This is a genomic window from Bradyrhizobium sp. 164, from assembly GCF_023073715.1.
Taxonomy (GTDB): domain Bacteria; phylum Pseudomonadota; class Alphaproteobacteria; order Rhizobiales; family Xanthobacteraceae; genus Bradyrhizobium.
Genome location: NZ_JADPKA010000083.1, coordinates 42525 through 59331 on the forward strand (window position 1 = coordinate 42525; position 16807 = coordinate 59331).

Genomic DNA, 16807 nt, shown 5'->3' on the forward strand with positions numbered 1-16807 from the left:
GCCGTCTCTGCGGCCCAATGGATTCCGGGCTCGCGACTTCGTCGCGCCCCGGAATGACGAGAATACCTCACGATCTGTCACGATGAGGAAGTGTTATGAGGCGGCAGCACTACTCAACCTTGATGTCGGCGGACCTTACGATCGGCCACCGTTTCTCGGTCTCGGCCCTCTGGACGGCCGCGAGCGCCGCGGCGTCCCACCCTTTTGTCGCCCGCTTGTCGTCAGCGGGCTGATGCCGGAGTGAACGCTGCCGGGCGAGCGGAGGCAAGCCGGAAGATGATAGAGCCGCTATCCGGCCGCCCGTCTGGGCGTCAGATTGGCGGCGCTGTCGGCCGGCGGCGCGATCTGCATCAAGATGGTCTGGGTCGCCGAGGCGACCTCGATGCCGCTCTGCTGGAAGCGCAGCTTCATGCGGCGGTTGAATTCACGCTGGACGGGCCAGCGGCCGGCCTCGGTGCAGCGGATCTGGCCGACGATCGACACCATTGCGCCATCGACCTTGTCGATGCCCCAGAGCTCGAGATCGCCACGGATCAGCGCACGGAACTCCGGCTCGCGCCGCATCTCGTCAACGATGTCCTTGAGAATCTGACCGGCGCGGTCGGTATCTTCCTTGTAGGCGACGTTGACGCTGACGGAAGCGTTGCCGGCGCCACGGCTGGCATTGGTGATGGTCGTGACCGCGCTGAACGGCACGATGTGCACGGCGCCATCGCCGGCGCGCAGGCGGATGGTGCGGATCGAGACATTCTCCACCACGCCTGACAGCCCGGACACGCTGACATTGTCGCCGACCTGCACCGTGTTCTCCAGGAGCAGGAACAGGCCCGTGATGAGGTCCTGCACCAGCTTCTGCGAACCGAAGCCGATGGCAATGCCGACGATGCCGGCGCCCGCGAGCAGCGGGGCGACGTTGACGCCGATTTCGCTCAGCGTGGTGAGGCCGACGACGGCGGCGATCAGGCAGAGCAGCGCCGTCCGCAGCATCGGCTGGAAGGTACGTAGACGCGCGGCGCGGGCATAATGTCCGTCCCGGGACAGCGTATTGATCTGCCGGTCCAGCAGCGCGTTGCTGGCTTCCCAGATCGCGGCCGCGATGAACACTGCGACGCCGATCGTCATCACGGCCGAGATCAGCCGGCTGCCGATCTGGCCGCCGTAGAACCAGACGATCGCGTCCACGCCCCAGACTTCGAGCACCGCCACGAAGCCGATGAAGGCGATCACGCCAGATACGATCTTGCGCAGCAGCGGTAGATAGCGGTTGGCACGGATCTCGAGGCCGGGAAAGCGCTGAAGGATCTCCGGCCTGATCCGGAAGCCGCGGTCGATCAGGCTCAGCGTCAGCATGATGGCGACGCGAGTCATCAGCGCCACCACGACCGTCCCGACGAAATACTGCAAGAGCAGCGAATAGCCGTTGCGGATGTTGAGCGCCCACACGGCCCACAGCGCAAGATCGAGCCCGATGGCAAGATAGTGCCAGCCGCCGGCGATGCGATTGCGCAGACGGGCCGCGATCCCCTGCCGGTCGGCCGGCGCACGGATCGCTTCGGCGACCTGGCGGCGGCATTGCAGGATGATGACGACGATGAAGAGGTGCACGACCAGCATCACCATGCGCAGCAGCGCGGCATAGCCGGCACGATGCAGGCCGAGCAGCAGGGCCACATTGGCAAAGGCGATGCCGGATATGCCGACGCCGACGATGCGGCGCGCCCAGATCTCGACGTAGGCTGCGGTCTCGGCCCGAACCGGGAACAGGCCGAACGGTCCCGCCAGCGCCCGGATCACGCAGATGAGGCCGCGGGAGAACGCATAGGCGTTGACGACCGCGAGGATCACGAGACGTACTGTCGTGGGCTCGCCGATCTCGGTCCCGAGCAGCGCGGTGGCGATGCCCACGAAGACGACCACCGGCAGCAGTTCGAGCACGAGGCGTCCCAGCACGAAGGGCACCCGCAGCAGGATCTGCCAGACCCGCGCCAGACTGTGGCGGCGCCTGTGCAGTTCGGGCGCGGGGGTGACATCGGCCACCGATGACGGCGGATCGGCAATCGGCAGCGCCTGTGCTGGCAGGCGCGCGGTCTGCGGCACGCGTCCTTCCAGGAACGCAACCGGACGCCGGATTAGGCGGAACATCACCCATTCGGCCGAAAGGGCGCAGCCGAGCACCAGCGCCAGCTTCCAGGCGGTCTCGATCAAAAGATTGTAGGCGGCGGGATCGTTCGCGGTCCGCATGATCCAGTAATAGAACGCCGGAAAATGCGTGAGCGTCCGCGCCATGCTGGCGATCTCGCTCGATATCGAACCGATCTCCTCCGACACGGTGAGCAGGAGCTGTGCACCGAGGCCATCGGCCGAGAGCGGGATCGGCGATTTCTGCTCAGGCGCGGCCGGTGCCGGCTGCTGACCAGATGCATTCGCGATCGCGCGCAGCGTGTCGATCATGTGCGCACGCTTCTTGTCGTCCTGCAGTGTCTCCAGCGCGCGCTTGGCTTCCTCAGGCGACAGCGCGGCCGTACTGCTCGCAGCCGGCGTCTCGGCGCGGGCGCCGCAGAGAGATGAGATCGCGAGGAAGAGAGCAGCGAGGAGCGCCGGGGCGAACTTATGCGACACGAAGATTCCTTGGATAAAACAGATGCGCCGGCGGAGTCGGAATCGTCACCACCGAAGCACATGCGTCATGTCGGATGACCGTTATTCGCCCCGGACCTGTGTCGGAAGTTGGCCTTCGAGGCGACATTCTCTTGGCATTTGCCGCAATGCAGGATCGAAGATGGCGCGGGCTCAGCGCAGCTGAGACGTCATGAGAACACTGCGCGCGCAAGGGCTCTCCCGCTGTTCCGCAACGCTATCGCATCTGGGAAGCGGAATCCCTGCGGCCGATCCTTCGAGCCGCCCGCTTTGGCGGGGACTCGAGGCCAATTAGCCTCATCCTGAGGAGACCGCGGAGCGGTCGTCTCGAAGGACGAGGCGCTTGCTCAGGCCGGTCCAAGAGATCGCATGCGACTGCCCTGCGCCATTCCGGGAATTGGCCCGGAATGACGACAGGGAGGGAGGAGGGACAAGGCAGGACTTCAATACGTACGTCGCGGCGGGCCTCGGCGCGGCCAGCCCATGATCGACGTGATGCAAAATACAGCGCCGGGAAGGTAGGGGCTTTGCCTCACTGATGCAGCCCGCTAAACCTTGACCCGGCGTGCCGTTCGCGGTTTCGCCGCTATGCGATAGTCCGAACGAGCTCCATCGCACTTAGCGGCTGGATCTGCGGAGGTGGTGTCATAGACCTCCCCTTGCTCATGAGGTGGACGTTGCGCGTCGCTTGTTTGCGACCACTGCGATGCTCCTCCCGAGACACAAAACTGTCAAGCGGGATCGATGATCTGAAGGATCACATTTGAAGGCGCGAGTTCCCTGAACGGGGCATGGTGACATCATGCTCCTGTTTTGCCCGACGTGTCAAACCGACTTCGTAAAATCCGCAAGCGCGCGACGTGACCGGCAAGCCATTGATTCCACTATCCCCGGCTACTGTGCATGGGGTTGTTTTCGCAGTTTTTGTCCATGGCCGGCTTGCCTAGAGAAACATATCTGCCAGATCGACCGACGAGGACTTCCCGACCCGGTCGAAGTTTTGCGCCAGCCAGCTTTGCGCCGCCGCGCGGCCCTCGTCGCGCAGGCGGCACAACAGGCTCCATTCCGGGTGGAATTGCGTGGCCGTGCCGAGCTGCGACATCAGCTGGTCGTTGCCGATCCAGTGCATGTACATGCGGCTGTGCCTGTCGCTGTCGAGCTCGCCGTCGTCGATCAGCCGCGTGGCGAAGGCGATCGCGCGCATTTCTCGCATCAACGACGAATTGAAGCTGATCTCGTTGATGCGGTGGAGGACGTCAGCCGCACTGGTCGGCAGCGCGTCGCGCCGGATCGCCGTGACCTGCACGATGATAACGTCGTGGCTGCCCTTGCGGTAGATGAGCGGGTAGATCGCGGGATTGCCGAGATAGCCGCCATCCCAATAATGCTCGCCGTCGATCTCGACGGCCTGAAAATAGGGCGGCAGGCAGGCCGAGGCGAGCACGGTTTCTGCGGTGAGAAACGGGCTCTGGAATACCTTGATCTTGCCGGTGCGGACGTTGGTGGCGTTGAGAAAAAGCTGCGGCGCCTCGGGCGAGGAATTGAGCCTGTCGAAATCGACCACGCGCTGCAGCAGCGAGCGGAGCGGATTGAAGTGGAACGGATTGAGCAGGTTCGGCGGCAGCGTGTGCGTCAGCGTGTGGATGACGGCGTGGACCGGATGATATTCCGGCGGCAGCTTCAGGGCCTGGATCCACTGGTTGAGCGGCGAGAGCAAATCGTACGCCCTGTCCATGCGCGAGACTTCGTACCAGAATGCGTGCAGGCTCTGCCGCGCCGCCTCCGCGCCCCCGTTTGCCATGCCGGAGGCCAGCGCCACCGCATTCATCGCGCCGGCGCTGGTGGCGCTGATCGCTTCGATCGCGAGCCTGCCGTCCTCGAGCACCTGGTCGAGCACGCCCCAGACGAAGGCGCCGTGCGCGCCGCCGCCCTGGAGCGCGAAGTTGACGTTCTTGCGATCCGCGGTGCCGGTGGCTGTCACTTTGCCCGCTTCTTGCCTCCCTTTCCTTCTTTCTCCAGCTCCTTGCGCACCTCGTCGAACTCCTGCAGCGAGGCCTTGTCGACACGAGGAAATTTCAGGTCCAATCTTTCGAGCGCAGCATTGATCACGGAGCCGATCACGACGCGGGCGAACCATTTGTGGTCGGCGGGCACCACGTACCACGGCGCATGAGGTGTCGACGTGTGCCGCACAATGTCCTGATAGACGGCCTGGTAGCGCGGCCACAGCGCGCGCTCCTTGATATCGTCCATCGAGAACTTCCACTGCTTGGCCGGCTCTTCCAGCCGGTCGAGGAAGCGCTCGCGCTGCTCCTCCTTGGAGACATTGAGGAAGAACTTCAGCACCACGGTGCCGTTGCGGCAGAGATAGCGCTCGAAGGCGGAGATGTCCTCGAACCGCTCCTTCCAGATGTTCTTGGTGACGAGCTTTGCCGGCAGCTTCTCCTTGGCGAGGATCTCCGGATGCACCCGCGTCACCAGGCATTCCTCGTAATGGGAGCGGTTGAAGATGCCGATACGGCCGCGCTCCGGCAGCGCGACCACGTGGCGCCACAGGAAGTCGTGATCGAGCTCCTTGCTGCTCGGCGCCTTGAAAGAATGGACCTCGCAGCCCTGCGGATTGATGCCGTCGAAGATCGCCTTGATCGCACTGTCCTTGCCGCCGGCGTCCATGGCCTGGAATACGATCAGAAGCGACCAGCGGTCCTGGGCATAGAGCGTCTCCTGAAACGCGATCAGCCGCGTCTTGTTGGCCTCCAGGATCTCCTGCGCCTTCTCCTTGTCGAGATCGCCCTTCTCGTCGGTCTTGTGGTCCTTGAGGCGAAACTTACCGGATCCATCATAACGGAACGGCGTAATGTAACGGTCGAGCTCCTGGGCGATCGATCTGGACGGCTTCTTGTTCATGAGTTCGGGGACACCTTGCGTTGCGGCTTCAGTCGGTCGAGCACGCTACCAAGAATGCCCTTGGGAAGGAATATGATGAAAAGCACGAGCAGCACGCCATAGACGAGATTGTCCCAGCCGACCGCCCTGGTGCCGAAGCCGATGCGCAAGGTCTCCGCAAGCAGGATGGTGATGATGGCGCCGACGGTCGGGCCGAGCGAGACGAACAAGCCGCCGACGATGGCCGCGAACACCATCTGGAGCGACACGGCGATGCCGCTGACAGTATCGGGCGTGATGAACATCTGGTACTGGCAGTAGATCGCGCCGGCGAGCGCCGTCATCAGCGCGCTGAGCAGCGTGATCTTCAATTTCTCCGCGGTGACGTCGACGCCGGCCGCGGCGGCGGCATCCTCGTCCTCTGAGATCGCCTCCAGCGCATGGCGAGCCATGCTGCGGTCGACCCAGTGCCAGACCACGATGCCAAAAAGCCAGATCGCGAGCGCGATCAGATACCAGGTGGTCTTGTCGTCGAATTGCAGCGCCAGCAGCCTGTTGCCGGACGCCCGGTTCGGCGTGTAGCCGAGCGAGCCGCCGGTATAATCGCGCGTCGCGGTGATCACCTGGAGCACGATGCCTGATAGCGCCAGCGTCACCAGCACGAAATAATGCCCGGTGATGCGGAAGCGGAAGCAGGGATAGCCGACGATCAGCGCCAGCGCACCGGCCGCGGCCATGCTGACGGGAATGCCGACCCATGGCGATAGGCCGAGGTGATTCCACAACAGCGCGGTGACATAGGCGCCGATCCCCATGAAGCCGCCGTGCCCGAGCGAGACGAGGCCGAACCGCCCCATCATCGACCAGGACGTATAGGCGAACGACCAAATCAGGATCAGCACCAGGATATGCAGGTGATAGGGATCACGATAGACGAAAGGGAGCGCGACCAGCGCCGCCAGACCGATCCCCCAGGCTGCAAGTCGTCCCTGCCCCATCATCGGCGCCTCGCCAGGAGGCCTGCGGGCCGGATGAACATCATGACGATGAAGAAGGCGAAGGCGAGCACGTAGCCCCATTCGAGATCGGAGAACAGGCCGCCGAGCGAGATGATCTCGGCGAACACGAAGGACGCGATGAAGCCGCCGATGAAATTGCCTAAGCCGCCGAGCACGCAGATCAGGAACGTGATCGGCCCGAAGGAGAGGCCGACGAAGGGATGCACGTCATATTGCAGCACCAGAAGGCAGGCAGCGAGCCCGGCCAGCGCACCTCCAAGAGCCGAGGTGATGAGATAGATCCGCTTGGTGTCGACCCCCATCAGCGCCATGATCTGCCGGTCCTGCGAGATGGCGCGGATCGCGGTGCCGGTGAAGGTGCGCGTCATGAACAGGTAGACCGCAACCATGCCGACCAGTGCCGCCACGAAGGACAGCAGCCGTGCGTAGCTGAAATTCATGTCGCCGAAGGCGAGCACCGGTAGGCGGATGCCGAGATTGCGGAAGTCGATGCCGAAGGCGACGGTGGCAAAGCTCTGGAGCACGAACAGCACGCCGCCGGTCGCGAGCAGTTGATTGATCGGCGGCGCCGTGAGCAGCGGCGCGATCACGAGGTAGTGGAGCGCCGCGCCGAGGAGCGCAACCAGCAGGATAGTGAAGGGCGCAGCGATGAAATAGCTGACGCCGTAATACTGCACCATGAAATACATGGCGTACATGCCGATCATCACGAGCTCGGCATAGCAGATCCAGGTCACGTCGATGACGCCGAAGATCAGGTTGAGGCCGAGCGCGAGCAGCGCCAGCACGCCGCCGAGCAGGATGCCGTTGATCACGGCCTCCAGCAGATAAATGTCGAAGACGTCCAGAAATGCCTGCATGCCCCCTCACACCCCGAGATACGCTTCCTTGACCGTGTCGCTCGCCAACATCTCGGCCGAGGTGCCGGAAGCGCGGATCGTGCCCGCCTCGATCAGATAGGCGCGATCGACCACTTTCAGCACCTGCTGCACGTTCTGCTCGACGATCAGCACGGTCAGGCCGCTGGCACGGATCCGCTTCACCAGCTCGAACACCTGCTGCACTACGACTGGCGCGAGGCCCGCCGACGGCTCGTCGAGCAGCAGAAGCTTCGGATTGGACATCATCGCGCGGCCGATCGCGCACATCTGCTGCTCGCCGCCGGACATGGTACCGGCCAGTTGGTGGCGGCGCTCCTTCAGGCGCGGAAACAGCTCGAACACGACGTCGAGCCGCTGGGCATAGTGCGCGCGCGCCTCCCTCATGAACGCGCCCATCTTGAGATTGTCGTCCACCGTGAGCTGCGGAAATAGCCGCCGGTTCTCCGGCACATGCGCAATGCCGAAACTGACGATCTTGTGCGACGGCGTCGCCACGACATCAACACCTTCCATCTTGATCGAGCCGCGCGAGGGCCGGATCAAGCCGGAGATGACGCGCATCAAGGTGGTCTTGCCGGCGCCGTTGGGGCCGATGACGCCGACGGCTTCGCCGGCCTTGACGTCGAGATTGACATCGAACAGCGCCTGGAACGTGCCATAGCCGGCATTGACGCCGCGGAGCTCCAGCATCATTGCCCTCCCGCGCGACGGCGCGCTTCGGCGGCCGCGGCCTGCGTGGTCTCGGCATCAGTCCCGAGATAGACCTCGATCACCCGCGGGTCGCTCGCAACCGCGCTCGGCAAGCCTTCCGAGATCTTCTCGCCGTGATCGAGTACCATGACGCGATCGACCACGCGCATCAAGACGCCCATGATGTGCTCGACCCAGATGATGGTGATGCCGAGCTCGTCGCGGATGTTGCGCAGCATGTCGGCGGCCTGGTCCATCTCGGTCTCGTCGAGGCCGCCGAGGCTTTCGTCCGCCAGCAACAGCTTTGGCGCGGTGGCGAGCGCCTTCGCAAGCTCGAGCTTCTTCAGGCCGGCTGCGCCAAGTCCATCGACACTGGCATGGCGATCAATCGGCAGGCCGACCATCGCCAGCGACCGCTCGGCCGCTTCCTCGGCCTTGACTCGACTGTGGCGGCCCTGGCCGTAGAAGCCGGCGAGCGCGACATTCTCGAAGATGGTCAGTCGACGGAAGGGCCGCGGAATCTGGAAGGTGCGGCCGATGCCGCGGTTGATAATCCGGTGCGGCGCAAGGCCTGCGATCTCATTCCCGGCGAACAAGATCGAACCGGAGGTCGGCGCCAGCGTGCCCGAGAGCATGTTGAAGATCGTGCTCTTGCCCGAGCCGTTGGGTCCGATCAGGCCGAGGATCTCGCCCTGTTCGACCCTGAACGAGACGTTGTTGACGGCTGTGAAGCCGCCAAACCGCTTCACCAGCCCGCTGACTTCCAACACCGAAGCACTCCGCCGCTACTGGTTGCTGTAGGTGGTGCCTTTCGGCAGCGGCAGCACCGCCTCGCGCTGCGCCTGGCTCTTGGGCCACACCACGGAGGACTTGTCGTCGATGTACTGGATCACCACGGGAAACGAGCGTTCGTTCTGCCCGGCCATCGGCGTGCCCTCACCGTAGAACTTCACGCCGAAGCCGAGCATGGTGCCGCCCTCGGGAATGTCGGTGTCGAGCGCCGCCTTGCGCAGCGCGTCGGGATCGACACCGCCATACTTCTTGATCGCTCGCGGCAGCACGTCGCTCATGAATACATACGTGTTGGACGCGCCGATGCCGACATGGGCCGAGCGGATGGCGACGCCCGGCCTGATCTTGTCGAATTCGTCGCCGACCATCTTGATCACGGGCGGGAGCTTCGGATCCATGGTCTTCTGGTTGGCGAGCCAGATCGATATCGGGTCGGTGTTGAAGATGTACGCGGCGTCCGCGCCCATGCCTTCCTTCAGCTTCTCGTAGACGCCATAACCGGCGCCATGCCCCATCAACGCGCCGAACTTCAGGCCCTGCTCGCGGGCCTGGCGCAGCAGCAGCGTAATGTCGGGATTGTAGCCCGTGTGGAAGATCACGTCGGGCTTGGCGCGCTTGAGCTTGGTCACCAGCGCGGAGAGGTCCGGTGCGGTCGCCGAATAGCCCTCCTTCAGCACGATGTTGAAGCCGGCCTTCTTCGCACCGGCCTCGTTGCCCTTGGAGACATCGACCCCATAGGCCCCGTCCTCGTGAATGATGGCGACGCGCAGGTCCTTCGGCTCCTTGCCGAACTTCTCCTTGGCGTTCTGCGCGATGAAATCCATCGTCATCATGCCGAACTGGTCGCCGCTCGCCTGCGGACGGAACACGTATTTGTAACCCTTGTCGTTGAACACGGCCGACGAGATGCAGGTCGTGATCCACATGAACTTCTTGAGCTGCTCGACGCGGGCGGCGACCGGTACGCATTGCGCCGAGGAGAAGAAGCCGAGCACCATGTCGACCTTCTCCTGCTCGAGCAGGCGGACAGATTCGTTGATGGCGATGTCAGGCTTGCTTTGCGCGTCGGCGTAGACCGCCTCGACCTTGTAACCTTCGACCCCGGTCTTGGCGAAATGGTCGAGGATGATCTTTGCGCCGATATAGCCGAGCTCGGAGCCGCCGCCGGCGAGAGGTCCGGTCAAATCGAAGACGACGCCGATCTTGATCTTCTTCTCCTGAGCCTGGGCGGACACCGCCAAGCCCGCCGCGGCAATCGCGACCAACAGCCCACGTACCAAACGGGTAGCCATGCGCAGGCGCATCAGAACCTCCCTGGACGATTGTGCATCGCATTCTTGTTGCTCTTGCTTTTTCGCCCATCACATGGGCTGAGCGAAGCGATGTCAAGCCTCGCGCGTCAGCGAGAGGCGAGCCGCTGCGCTATAAAGGCCGTGACAAATCGCGGCATGGACGGCGTGAGATCGCTCATCCCGCGCACGAGATGAATGGCCGACAGTTCGGGCTCGGCCTCGCGCGCGAGATTGGCTTCGATCCGGGCGCGGGCCACCTCGCCCGGCATGTCCAGGTTGAGGACTTGAATCATCGCAATCACACGACCGGAGACCACGCAGTGCCAGTCCGCCTCCGCCGCGTAGTCGTCGGCGGTCAGCCCCGTCTCCTCTGCGACCTCGCGGACGACGCTGCCGGGAATGTCGAGAGCGCCGTCCCTGATGTCGTCGAGGTCGGGCGTGCCCGAAGGGAAATAGATGCGGCCCGAATTGGCCGTGTGCTGCGCCATCTCGCCCAGGACGAAGGCGCCGTCGGACGTGCGCAGCGCGCCCATGCCAAAACCGTTGAACACGGCCGGATCAGGAAAGCCCCAGTCGCGCCAGGCGAGGAAGCTGGCGAAATCGGTCTCGAAATAGGTCGCGGCGAAATGCCCGTCCGTGAACACGGCGTCGCGCCCGAGCAGCACGCGACCGTTCCAGATCTTCGGCCGCTCGCGCTGCTTCTCGGCAAAATGCGCCGCGATCTCGGCGCGACGCTCCTCGGCGAACGGCCACACGACCGGCCGCACCGCAAGATCAAGCGCCGTGACGCGATGAATGACCGGTGACGTCATGACGCCTGACCACTACGCCTTCGCGTCACTTATTTGGCAGTCCCCGTCGTCTTCTTGGCCTGATCGACGAACTTGTTGGTGAACGTCTTGCTGACGTCGATCTTGGCGCTCGCCACCTCGGGCGAACCGACGCTGAACACCGCAAGCACGGCCTCCGCGCCCTTCGGGTCCATCTTGCCGGTTTCGGAAAACATCGGGATCGTGTTCTTCAGCGCAGCGAGATAGAGATCCTTGTTCTTGCCGACAGTCTCCTCCGGCATCTTCGCCATGATCTCCTCGGGCGAATGCGAATGGATCCAGGCGAGCGTTGCCAGGATCGCATTCGTAAGCGCCTGTGTCTCCTTCTCATGACCGTTGACCCAGGCTGCCGTCGAGTACAACGCGCCGCCCGGATATTCGCCGCCGAACGTCTCGAGCGTGTCCTTCTGGGTGCGGGTGTCGGAAAGAATGCGTAAATCCTTGTGGTTGCCCTGAAGCACGGTGACGGACGGATCGAGCATCACGGCCGCGTCGATCTGGCCCTGCTCCATGGCTGCGACCGCGGTGGCGCCAAGGCCGACGCCGATCACGGCGGTGCCGGCGGGATCGAGGCCGTTCTTCTTGAGCATGTACTTCAGGAAGAAGTCGGTGGAGGAGCCAGGGGCGCTCACGCCGACCTTCTTGCCGGCGAGATCCTTGACCGACTTGATGTCGTTGGTCCGAGAGGGCGCGACCACCAGCACGAGACCGGGATAGCGGTCATAGACCACGAAGGCCTGAAGCTCCTGCTTCTTGGCGGCGAGATTGACGCAATGGTCGAAATAGCCGGAGACGACGTCGGCGCTGCCGCCGAGCACGGCTTTGAGTGCGTCCGACCCGCCCTTGAGGTCGACCAGCTCGACACTGACGCCGGCCTTCTCGTATTCGCCGAGCTGCTTGGCCAGCACGGTGGGCAGGTAGCACAGGCAAGAGCCGCCGCCGACCGCGATGGTCACCTTGCTTTGCGCCGCGGCAAGACCGATGGTGAGCGTCAGCGCGAGCAGCGCGCCGGCGAGCCTGGCAATCGTGTTCTTCATTGGTTTCCTCCGTTCGGCCGGCGGCACCATAGAGCAGCGGGGCTGGCTTGAGAAGCACCGCCTAAGTGGGCTGGCCATCGGCCCTGCGGCGCAATAGCATGCCCAAACAAGAACAATTCTTGATGGGGAGGATCATCCATGAATCGCCTTGCTGCCGGGCTGTCGATCACCGCCGCCTTTGCCGCCGGATGCGGCGCCACCCACCTGCTCCGGCCGGCGCTCGCCGCCGAAAACATCACCGCACAGATCATCCATACCGGCGAGATGGAGGGCGATGCGCTCGGGCCCGCAAACGCTGTCGGCTACCGCTCCAAGATGTTCGCGAGCGCGGACGGTGCCACCGTCTCGACCCAGGTCGGCAACGTGCCCAAGCACATGCATCCCAACACCAACGAGATTCAGTACATCCTGGACGGCACCGGGACGATCTGGCTCGGCGACAAGGAGGTGACGGTGAAGCCCGGCGATCTCGTGATCATCCCGAAGGGCACGCCGCATGGCGGCACCAAGCCGATCAGCGGCCAAGTCAAGGCGATCGCGATCAAGACGCCGCCGCAGGCACCCGACGACACCAAGCTGCTGGATTGAACGTTCGCGATCGGGGCTCGCGCCAACGCGCGGCCCCTTGCGCCCTAGCCGCGACCGTCCGACGCCGTCGGCCGCCAAACCAATAGCCGCCGCTCCACCAGCGTGACGCCAAAGTCGATCAGGATCACGAAGGCCGACAGCACGAACATGCCGGCGAAAACGCCGGCGACGTCGAAGATGCCTTCGGCCTGCTGAATGAGATAGCCGAGCCCGGCCGCCGATCCGAGATACTCGCCGACGACCGCGCCGACCACGGCGAAGCCGACCGACGTATGCAGCGAGGAGAACATCCAGGACAGCGCCGACGGCCAATAGACGTGCTGCATCAATTGGCGCTCGCTCATGCCGAGCATGCGGCCATTGTCCAGTACGGTGCGGCTGACTTCCTTCACGCCCTGATAGACGTTGAAGAAGACGATGAAGAAGACCAGCGTCACACCGAGCGCGACCTTGGACCAGATACCGAGGCCGAGCCACAGCGCGAAGATCGGCGCCAGCACGACGCGCGGCAGCGCGTTGACCATCTTGACGTAAGGGTCGAACACGGCTGCGACCAGTGGCTGGCGCGCAAACCAGAAGCCGACCAGCACGCCCCCGGTCGAGCCGATCACGAAAGCCAGGATCGATTCCGCAAGCGTGATTCCGAGATGTTTCCAGATCACGCCGGACGCGAACCACTTCACGATCTGGCTGAACACGTCGAACGGATTGGAGAAGAAGAACGGCGGCAGCAGGATCTTGCCGAAGACGGGGACGGTCGATAGCACTTGCCACAGCACAATGCAGACGACCGCGACCAGGACTTGCAGCGCAAGCAGCATCGGGCGCGACATCAGACCGCCTCCGCCGCCTGCGTGGATTGCATATAACCCTTCATCACCTCGTCCTTGAGCACGCCCCAGATCTCGCGATGCAGTGAATGAAACTCCTTATCGAGCCGTACCTCAAAAATGTCGCGCGGGCGCGGCAAGCGCACGCGCCAGTCACCGATGATGCGCGAGGACGGCCCCGCCGACATGATCACGACGCGATCGGCGAGTGCGATCGCCTCTTCGAGATCGTGGGTGACGAACAGCACAGCCTTGCGGTCGGCATTCCAGAGATCGAGCAGCAGATTGCCCATGACCTGGCGCGTCTGCGCATCGAGCGGCCCGAACGGCTCGTCCATCAGCAGGATTTTTGGATCGCGGATCAGCACCTGCGCCAGCGCCACGCGCTTGCGCTGGCCGCCCGAGAGCATGTGTGGATAGCGGCCTGCGAACGCACCGAGGCCGACGGAGGTCAGCCATTGCTGCGCCCGCGGCAGCGCTTCGGAGCGCGGCGTGCCCTTGATCTCGAGCCCGATCGCGACATTGTCGAGCGCGGTCTTCCACGGGAACAGTGCATCGGATTGGAACAGGTAGCCGGCATCCCGGTTCAGCCCCGCGAGCGGCTGGTCGAATATCCTGACGCTGCCGGCTGCCGGCTTGAGCAGCCCGGCGGCGACGTTGAGCAGCGTGGATTTCCCGCAGCCGGTCGGGCCGACAATGGCGACGAACTCGCCCTGCGCCACCGTGAGATGGGCTTTCTCCACCGCCGTATAGACCCGTCCGTCCCGGAGGTGGAACGCGACCTTGGCATCTTCCAGCGCCACTGCCGTGGGCGTCGTCATGTGCTTCCTCCAAACCTGGACCGATGCCTTAGCCGCTCGCGCGACCAAGTTCAATCAAGGCGCCAAGCGTGCTACGCATGGAGCTCTTATCCCCTTCACCCTCCCGCTGCAGGGGAAGGTAAGAGCGAGCTTACCCGCGATGCCCTCCAAGCTGGCGATCAGCTATGCACGTGTCACCAAGAGCTTCGGCCCGCTCAAAGCCGTCGACGACGTGTCGCTCGATATCGCCGAGGGCGAGTTTCTGGCCATCGTGGGTGGCTCGGGCTCCGGCAAGACCACCCTGCTGCGGCTCGCCAACCGGTTGATCGAGGCGGACAGCGGCACGATCACGGTGGAGAACGAGGACGTGCAGAATGTCGATCCGGTCGCGCTGCGGCGGCGGATCGGCTACGTGTTCCAGGCCGGTGGGCTGTTTCCGCATTTGAGCGTTGCCGACAATATCGGTGTCACGCCAAAGCTGCTGGGCGTCTCGGCTGCCGATATTGCCGTGCGCGTCGACGAGCTGCTGGAGCTCGTGCAGCTCGACCGCGCCGCGCATCGCGACCGGCTGCCGGAGGCGCTCTCCGGCGGCCAGCGCCAGCGCGTCGGCGTGGCGCGGGCGCTCGCGGCAAAACCTCGGATCGTGCTGATGGACGAGCCGTTCGGCGCGCTCGATCCCCTCACCCGCGATGCGCTCGGCGAGGATTTTCGCGACCTGCACCGCAAGCTCGGCCTGACCTCTGTCATGATTACGCATGACATGACGGAGGCCATTCTGCTCGCCGACCGCATTGCGGTGATGCGCGCTGGAAAGCTGCTCGCACAGGGCACGCCGGCAGAGCTGTCGAAAAGCGGCGACGCCTACGTGCTGGAATTGTTGCGCACGCCGCGGCGCCAGGTCGAGCGATTGAATGCGCGGCTGCCAACGAGCGGTGCGGCATGAGCCTCTTCACCGATCCGCGCTGGGGCGAGGCGCTGTCGCATTTGCCCGACTATCTCGGCAACCATGTGCGGGTGAGTCTCGCCGCGCTTGCGCTGGGCCTGATTGCGAGCCTGCCGTTGGCACTCCTCACACGCAACCACCCGGCGCCCCGGGGCATCCTGCTTGCGCTTGCCAGCATCGTGCAGACAGTCCCTGGACTTGCGCTTCTTGCGCTGTTCTATCCGCTCCTGCTGCTGCTGGCCTCCGTTACGCTCGCCTGGTTCGGCTTTTCCTTTTCCGCTTTCGGCTTCCTGCCGGCCGTGCTGGCGCTCGCGCTCTATTCGATGCTGCCGGTGCTGCGCAACGGCATCACCGGCCTCAACGGCATCGATCCCGCGTTGATCGAAGCCGCCAAAGGTGTCGGCATGACCGCGCGACAATCGCTGGTGATGGTCGAGCTGCCGCTGGCGCTGCCGGTGATGATGGCGGGGATCCGCACCGCCGCGGTATGGGTGATCGGCACCGCGACGCTATCGACACCGATCGGCCAGACCAGCCTCGGTAACTACATCTTCGCAGGGCTTCAGACCCAGAACTGGGTGTTCGTGCTGTTCGGCTGCCTGGCCTCGGCCCTGCTCGCGCTTGCCGTCGACCAACTGCTCGGCCTGCTCGAGACCGGCCTGCGCCAGCGCAGCCGCATGCGCACCGGGCTCGGCGCGATCGGGATCGCGGCACTGGTCGCCGCAACGCTGGTGCCGACGATGGGGCGTTCGTCCCAGAGCTACGTCATCGGCGCCAAGACTTTCACCGAGCAATATGTGTTGTCGGCCCTGCTCAGGGACCGCCTCCAGGCGGCTGACCTGTCGGCGACGGCGCGATCCGGCCTCGGCTCCAGCGTGATCTTCGAGGCACTGAAGGCCGGCGACATTGATCTCTATGTCGATTATTCCGGTACACTCTGGGCCAATCAGTTGCATCGCACCGACATTAAGCCGCGCGCGGAATTGCTCGCAGAGCTGAAGACAGCCCTCGCGAAAGAGAACATCACCTTGCTCGGCGAGCTCGGCTTCGAGAATGCGTATGCGCTGGTGATGCCGCGCAAGCGCGCCGAGGCGCTTGGCATCCGCAGCATCGCCGATCTCGCCGCGCACGCATCGACCATGTCGATCGCCGGCGACTACGAGTTCTTCTCGCGCCCCGAATGGGCCGCGCTGCAAAAGGCCTATGGGCTTTCGTTCCGCACCCAACGCCAGATGCAGCCGGACTTCATGTACGCGGCGGTCGCGAGCGGCGAGGTCGACGTGATCGCCGGCTACACCAGCGACGGCCTGATCGCGAAATACGATCTCGTCGCGCTCGATGATCCCAGGCACGCCATCCCGCCTTACGATGCGATCCTGCTGCTCGCGCCCATGCGAGCCGGTGACGAGCGGTTGCAGGCTGCGCTGAGGCCGCTGCTCGGCAGGATCGACATCGCGACGATGCGCGAAGCCAATCTGCGCGCGAGCGGCAACGATGCGAATTCATCGCCCGACGCAGTGGCGAAGTGGCTGTGGGAGAAGGTGAGCAATAGGTAGGCTGGCGCGACTGGTTCAGCGTCGTC

General features: G+C 64.2%; 14 protein-coding genes and 1 pseudogene. 3 read left to right on the plus strand and 12 right to left on the minus strand.

The window, feature by feature from the left end; translation table 11 throughout:
* Window positions 1-288 precede the first annotated feature (288 nt).
* The 10 genes and pseudogenes from IVB01_RS25405 to IVB01_RS25450 form a co-directional block, all read right to left on the minus strand.
* Window positions 289-2619: a mechanosensitive ion channel domain-containing protein gene (locus tag IVB01_RS25405; RefSeq protein WP_247278559.1), complete on the minus strand. Its 2331-nt coding sequence runs from the start codon at window positions 2617-2619 to the stop codon at window positions 289-291.
* A 961-nt stretch (window positions 2620-3580) separates the two neighbouring features.
* Complete coding sequence (locus IVB01_RS25410) at window positions 3581-4618, minus strand: patatin-like phospholipase family protein (protein WP_247278558.1); 1038 nt, start codon at window positions 4616-4618, stop codon at window positions 3581-3583.
* Window positions 4615-5544, minus strand: a complete 930-nt coding sequence (locus IVB01_RS25415) for a polyphosphate kinase 2 family protein (RefSeq protein ID WP_247278557.1) — start codon at window positions 5542-5544, stop codon at window positions 4615-4617. The genes IVB01_RS25410 and IVB01_RS25415 overlap by 4 nt, the downstream gene beginning before the upstream one ends.
* Window positions 5477-6524 (minus strand): annotated as a pseudogene (locus IVB01_RS25420) (branched-chain amino acid ABC transporter permease). Before IVB01_RS25420 ends, IVB01_RS25415 begins: the two are co-directional and overlap by 68 nt.
* Window positions 6521-7402 carry a branched-chain amino acid ABC transporter permease gene (locus IVB01_RS25425; protein WP_247278555.1) on the minus strand — a complete coding sequence of 294 codons (882 nt, stop codon included), beginning with the start codon at window positions 7400-7402 and terminating at the stop codon, window positions 6521-6523. The pseudogene IVB01_RS25420 and the gene IVB01_RS25425 overlap by 4 nt, the downstream one beginning before the upstream one ends.
* A 6-nt stretch (window positions 7403-7408) precedes the next feature.
* Complete coding sequence (locus IVB01_RS25430) at window positions 7409-8113, minus strand: ABC transporter ATP-binding protein (protein ID WP_247278608.1); 705 nt, start codon at window positions 8111-8113, stop codon at window positions 7409-7411.
* Complete coding sequence (locus IVB01_RS25435) at window positions 8113-8883, minus strand: ABC transporter ATP-binding protein (protein WP_247278554.1); 771 nt, start codon at window positions 8881-8883, stop codon at window positions 8113-8115. Before IVB01_RS25435 ends, IVB01_RS25430 begins: the two co-directional genes overlap by 1 nt.
* A gap of 15 nt (window positions 8884-8898) precedes the next feature.
* Window positions 8899-10209 (minus strand): ABC transporter substrate-binding protein, encoded by a 1311-nt coding sequence (locus tag IVB01_RS25440; protein ID WP_247278553.1) that lies wholly within the window; start codon window positions 10207-10209, stop codon window positions 8899-8901.
* Window positions 10210-10304: 95 nt separating this feature from the next.
* Complete coding sequence (locus tag IVB01_RS25445) at window positions 10305-11009, minus strand: NUDIX hydrolase (RefSeq protein WP_247278552.1); 705 nt, start codon at window positions 11007-11009, stop codon at window positions 10305-10307.
* A 29-nt stretch (window positions 11010-11038) separates the two neighbouring features.
* Window positions 11039-12064, minus strand: coding sequence for an ABC transporter substrate-binding protein (locus tag IVB01_RS25450; RefSeq protein WP_247278551.1), 1026 nt, complete (start codon window positions 12062-12064; stop codon window positions 11039-11041).
* A gap of 138 nt (window positions 12065-12202) precedes the next feature.
* Here IVB01_RS25450 and IVB01_RS25455 point away from each other — a divergent pair, with 138 nt between their 5' ends.
* Entirely contained in the window at window positions 12203-12652 is a 450-nt protein-coding gene (locus tag IVB01_RS25455; protein WP_247278550.1) for a cupin domain-containing protein, read from the plus strand.
* A 44-nt stretch (window positions 12653-12696) separates the two neighbouring features.
* Here IVB01_RS25455 and IVB01_RS25460 read toward each other — a convergent pair whose 3' ends face one another.
* Window positions 12697-13485 (minus strand): ABC transporter permease, encoded by a 789-nt coding sequence (locus IVB01_RS25460; RefSeq protein WP_247278549.1) that lies wholly within the window; start codon window positions 13483-13485, stop codon window positions 12697-12699.
* The gene (locus IVB01_RS25465) at window positions 13485-14303 is read right to left on the minus strand and encodes an ABC transporter ATP-binding protein (protein ID WP_247278548.1); all 819 of its coding nucleotides are present in this window, start codon (window positions 14301-14303) and stop codon (window positions 13485-13487) included. Before IVB01_RS25465 ends, IVB01_RS25460 begins: the two co-directional genes overlap by 1 nt.
* Before the next feature lie 139 nt (window positions 14304-14442).
* On the opposite strand from IVB01_RS25465, the gene IVB01_RS25470 reads away from it, so the two are divergent.
* Together IVB01_RS25470 and IVB01_RS25475 are read left to right on the plus strand one after the other, a co-directional pair.
* Window positions 14443-15225 carry an ABC transporter ATP-binding protein gene (locus tag IVB01_RS25470; RefSeq protein ID WP_247278547.1) on the plus strand — a complete coding sequence of 261 codons (783 nt, stop codon included), beginning with the start codon at window positions 14443-14445 and terminating at the stop codon, window positions 15223-15225.
* Window positions 15222-16781, plus strand: a complete 1560-nt coding sequence (locus tag IVB01_RS25475) for a glycine betaine ABC transporter substrate-binding protein (protein ID WP_247278546.1) — start codon at window positions 15222-15224, stop codon at window positions 16779-16781. The genes IVB01_RS25470 and IVB01_RS25475 overlap by 4 nt, the downstream gene beginning before the upstream one ends.
* Window positions 16782-16807 lie beyond the last annotated feature (26 nt).

Coding starts and splice junctions, on each gene's coding strand:
- IVB01_RS25415 (WP_247278557.1), bottom strand. CDS start 5,544: ATGAACAAGAAGCCGTCCAGATCGATCGCCCAGGAGCTCGACCGTTAC.
- IVB01_RS25425 (WP_247278555.1), bottom strand. CDS start 7,402: ATGCAGGCATTTCTGGACGTCTTCGACATTTATCTGCTGGAGGCCGTG.
- IVB01_RS25430 (WP_247278608.1), bottom strand. CDS start 8,113: ATGCTGGAGCTCCGCGGCGTCAATGCCGGCTATGGCACGTTCCAGGCG.
- IVB01_RS25440 (WP_247278553.1), bottom strand. CDS start 10,209: ATGCGCCTGCGCATGGCTACCCGTTTGGTACGTGGGCTGTTGGTCGCG.
- IVB01_RS25445 (WP_247278552.1), bottom strand. CDS start 11,009: ATGACGTCACCGGTCATTCATCGCGTCACGGCGCTTGATCTTGCGGTG.
- IVB01_RS25450 (WP_247278551.1), bottom strand. CDS start 12,064: ATGAAGAACACGATTGCCAGGCTCGCCGGCGCGCTGCTCGCGCTGACG.
- IVB01_RS25455 (WP_247278550.1), top strand. CDS start 12,203: ATGAATCGCCTTGCTGCCGGGCTGTCGATCACCGCCGCCTTTGCCGCC.
- IVB01_RS25460 (WP_247278549.1), bottom strand. CDS start 13,485: ATGTCGCGCCCGATGCTGCTTGCGCTGCAAGTCCTGGTCGCGGTCGTC.
- IVB01_RS25465 (WP_247278548.1), bottom strand. CDS start 14,303: ATGACGACGCCCACGGCAGTGGCGCTGGAAGATGCCAAGGTCGCGTTC.
- IVB01_RS25470 (WP_247278547.1), top strand. CDS start 14,443: ATGCCCTCCAAGCTGGCGATCAGCTATGCACGTGTCACCAAGAGCTTC.
- IVB01_RS25475 (WP_247278546.1), top strand. CDS start 15,222: ATGAGCCTCTTCACCGATCCGCGCTGGGGCGAGGCGCTGTCGCATTTG.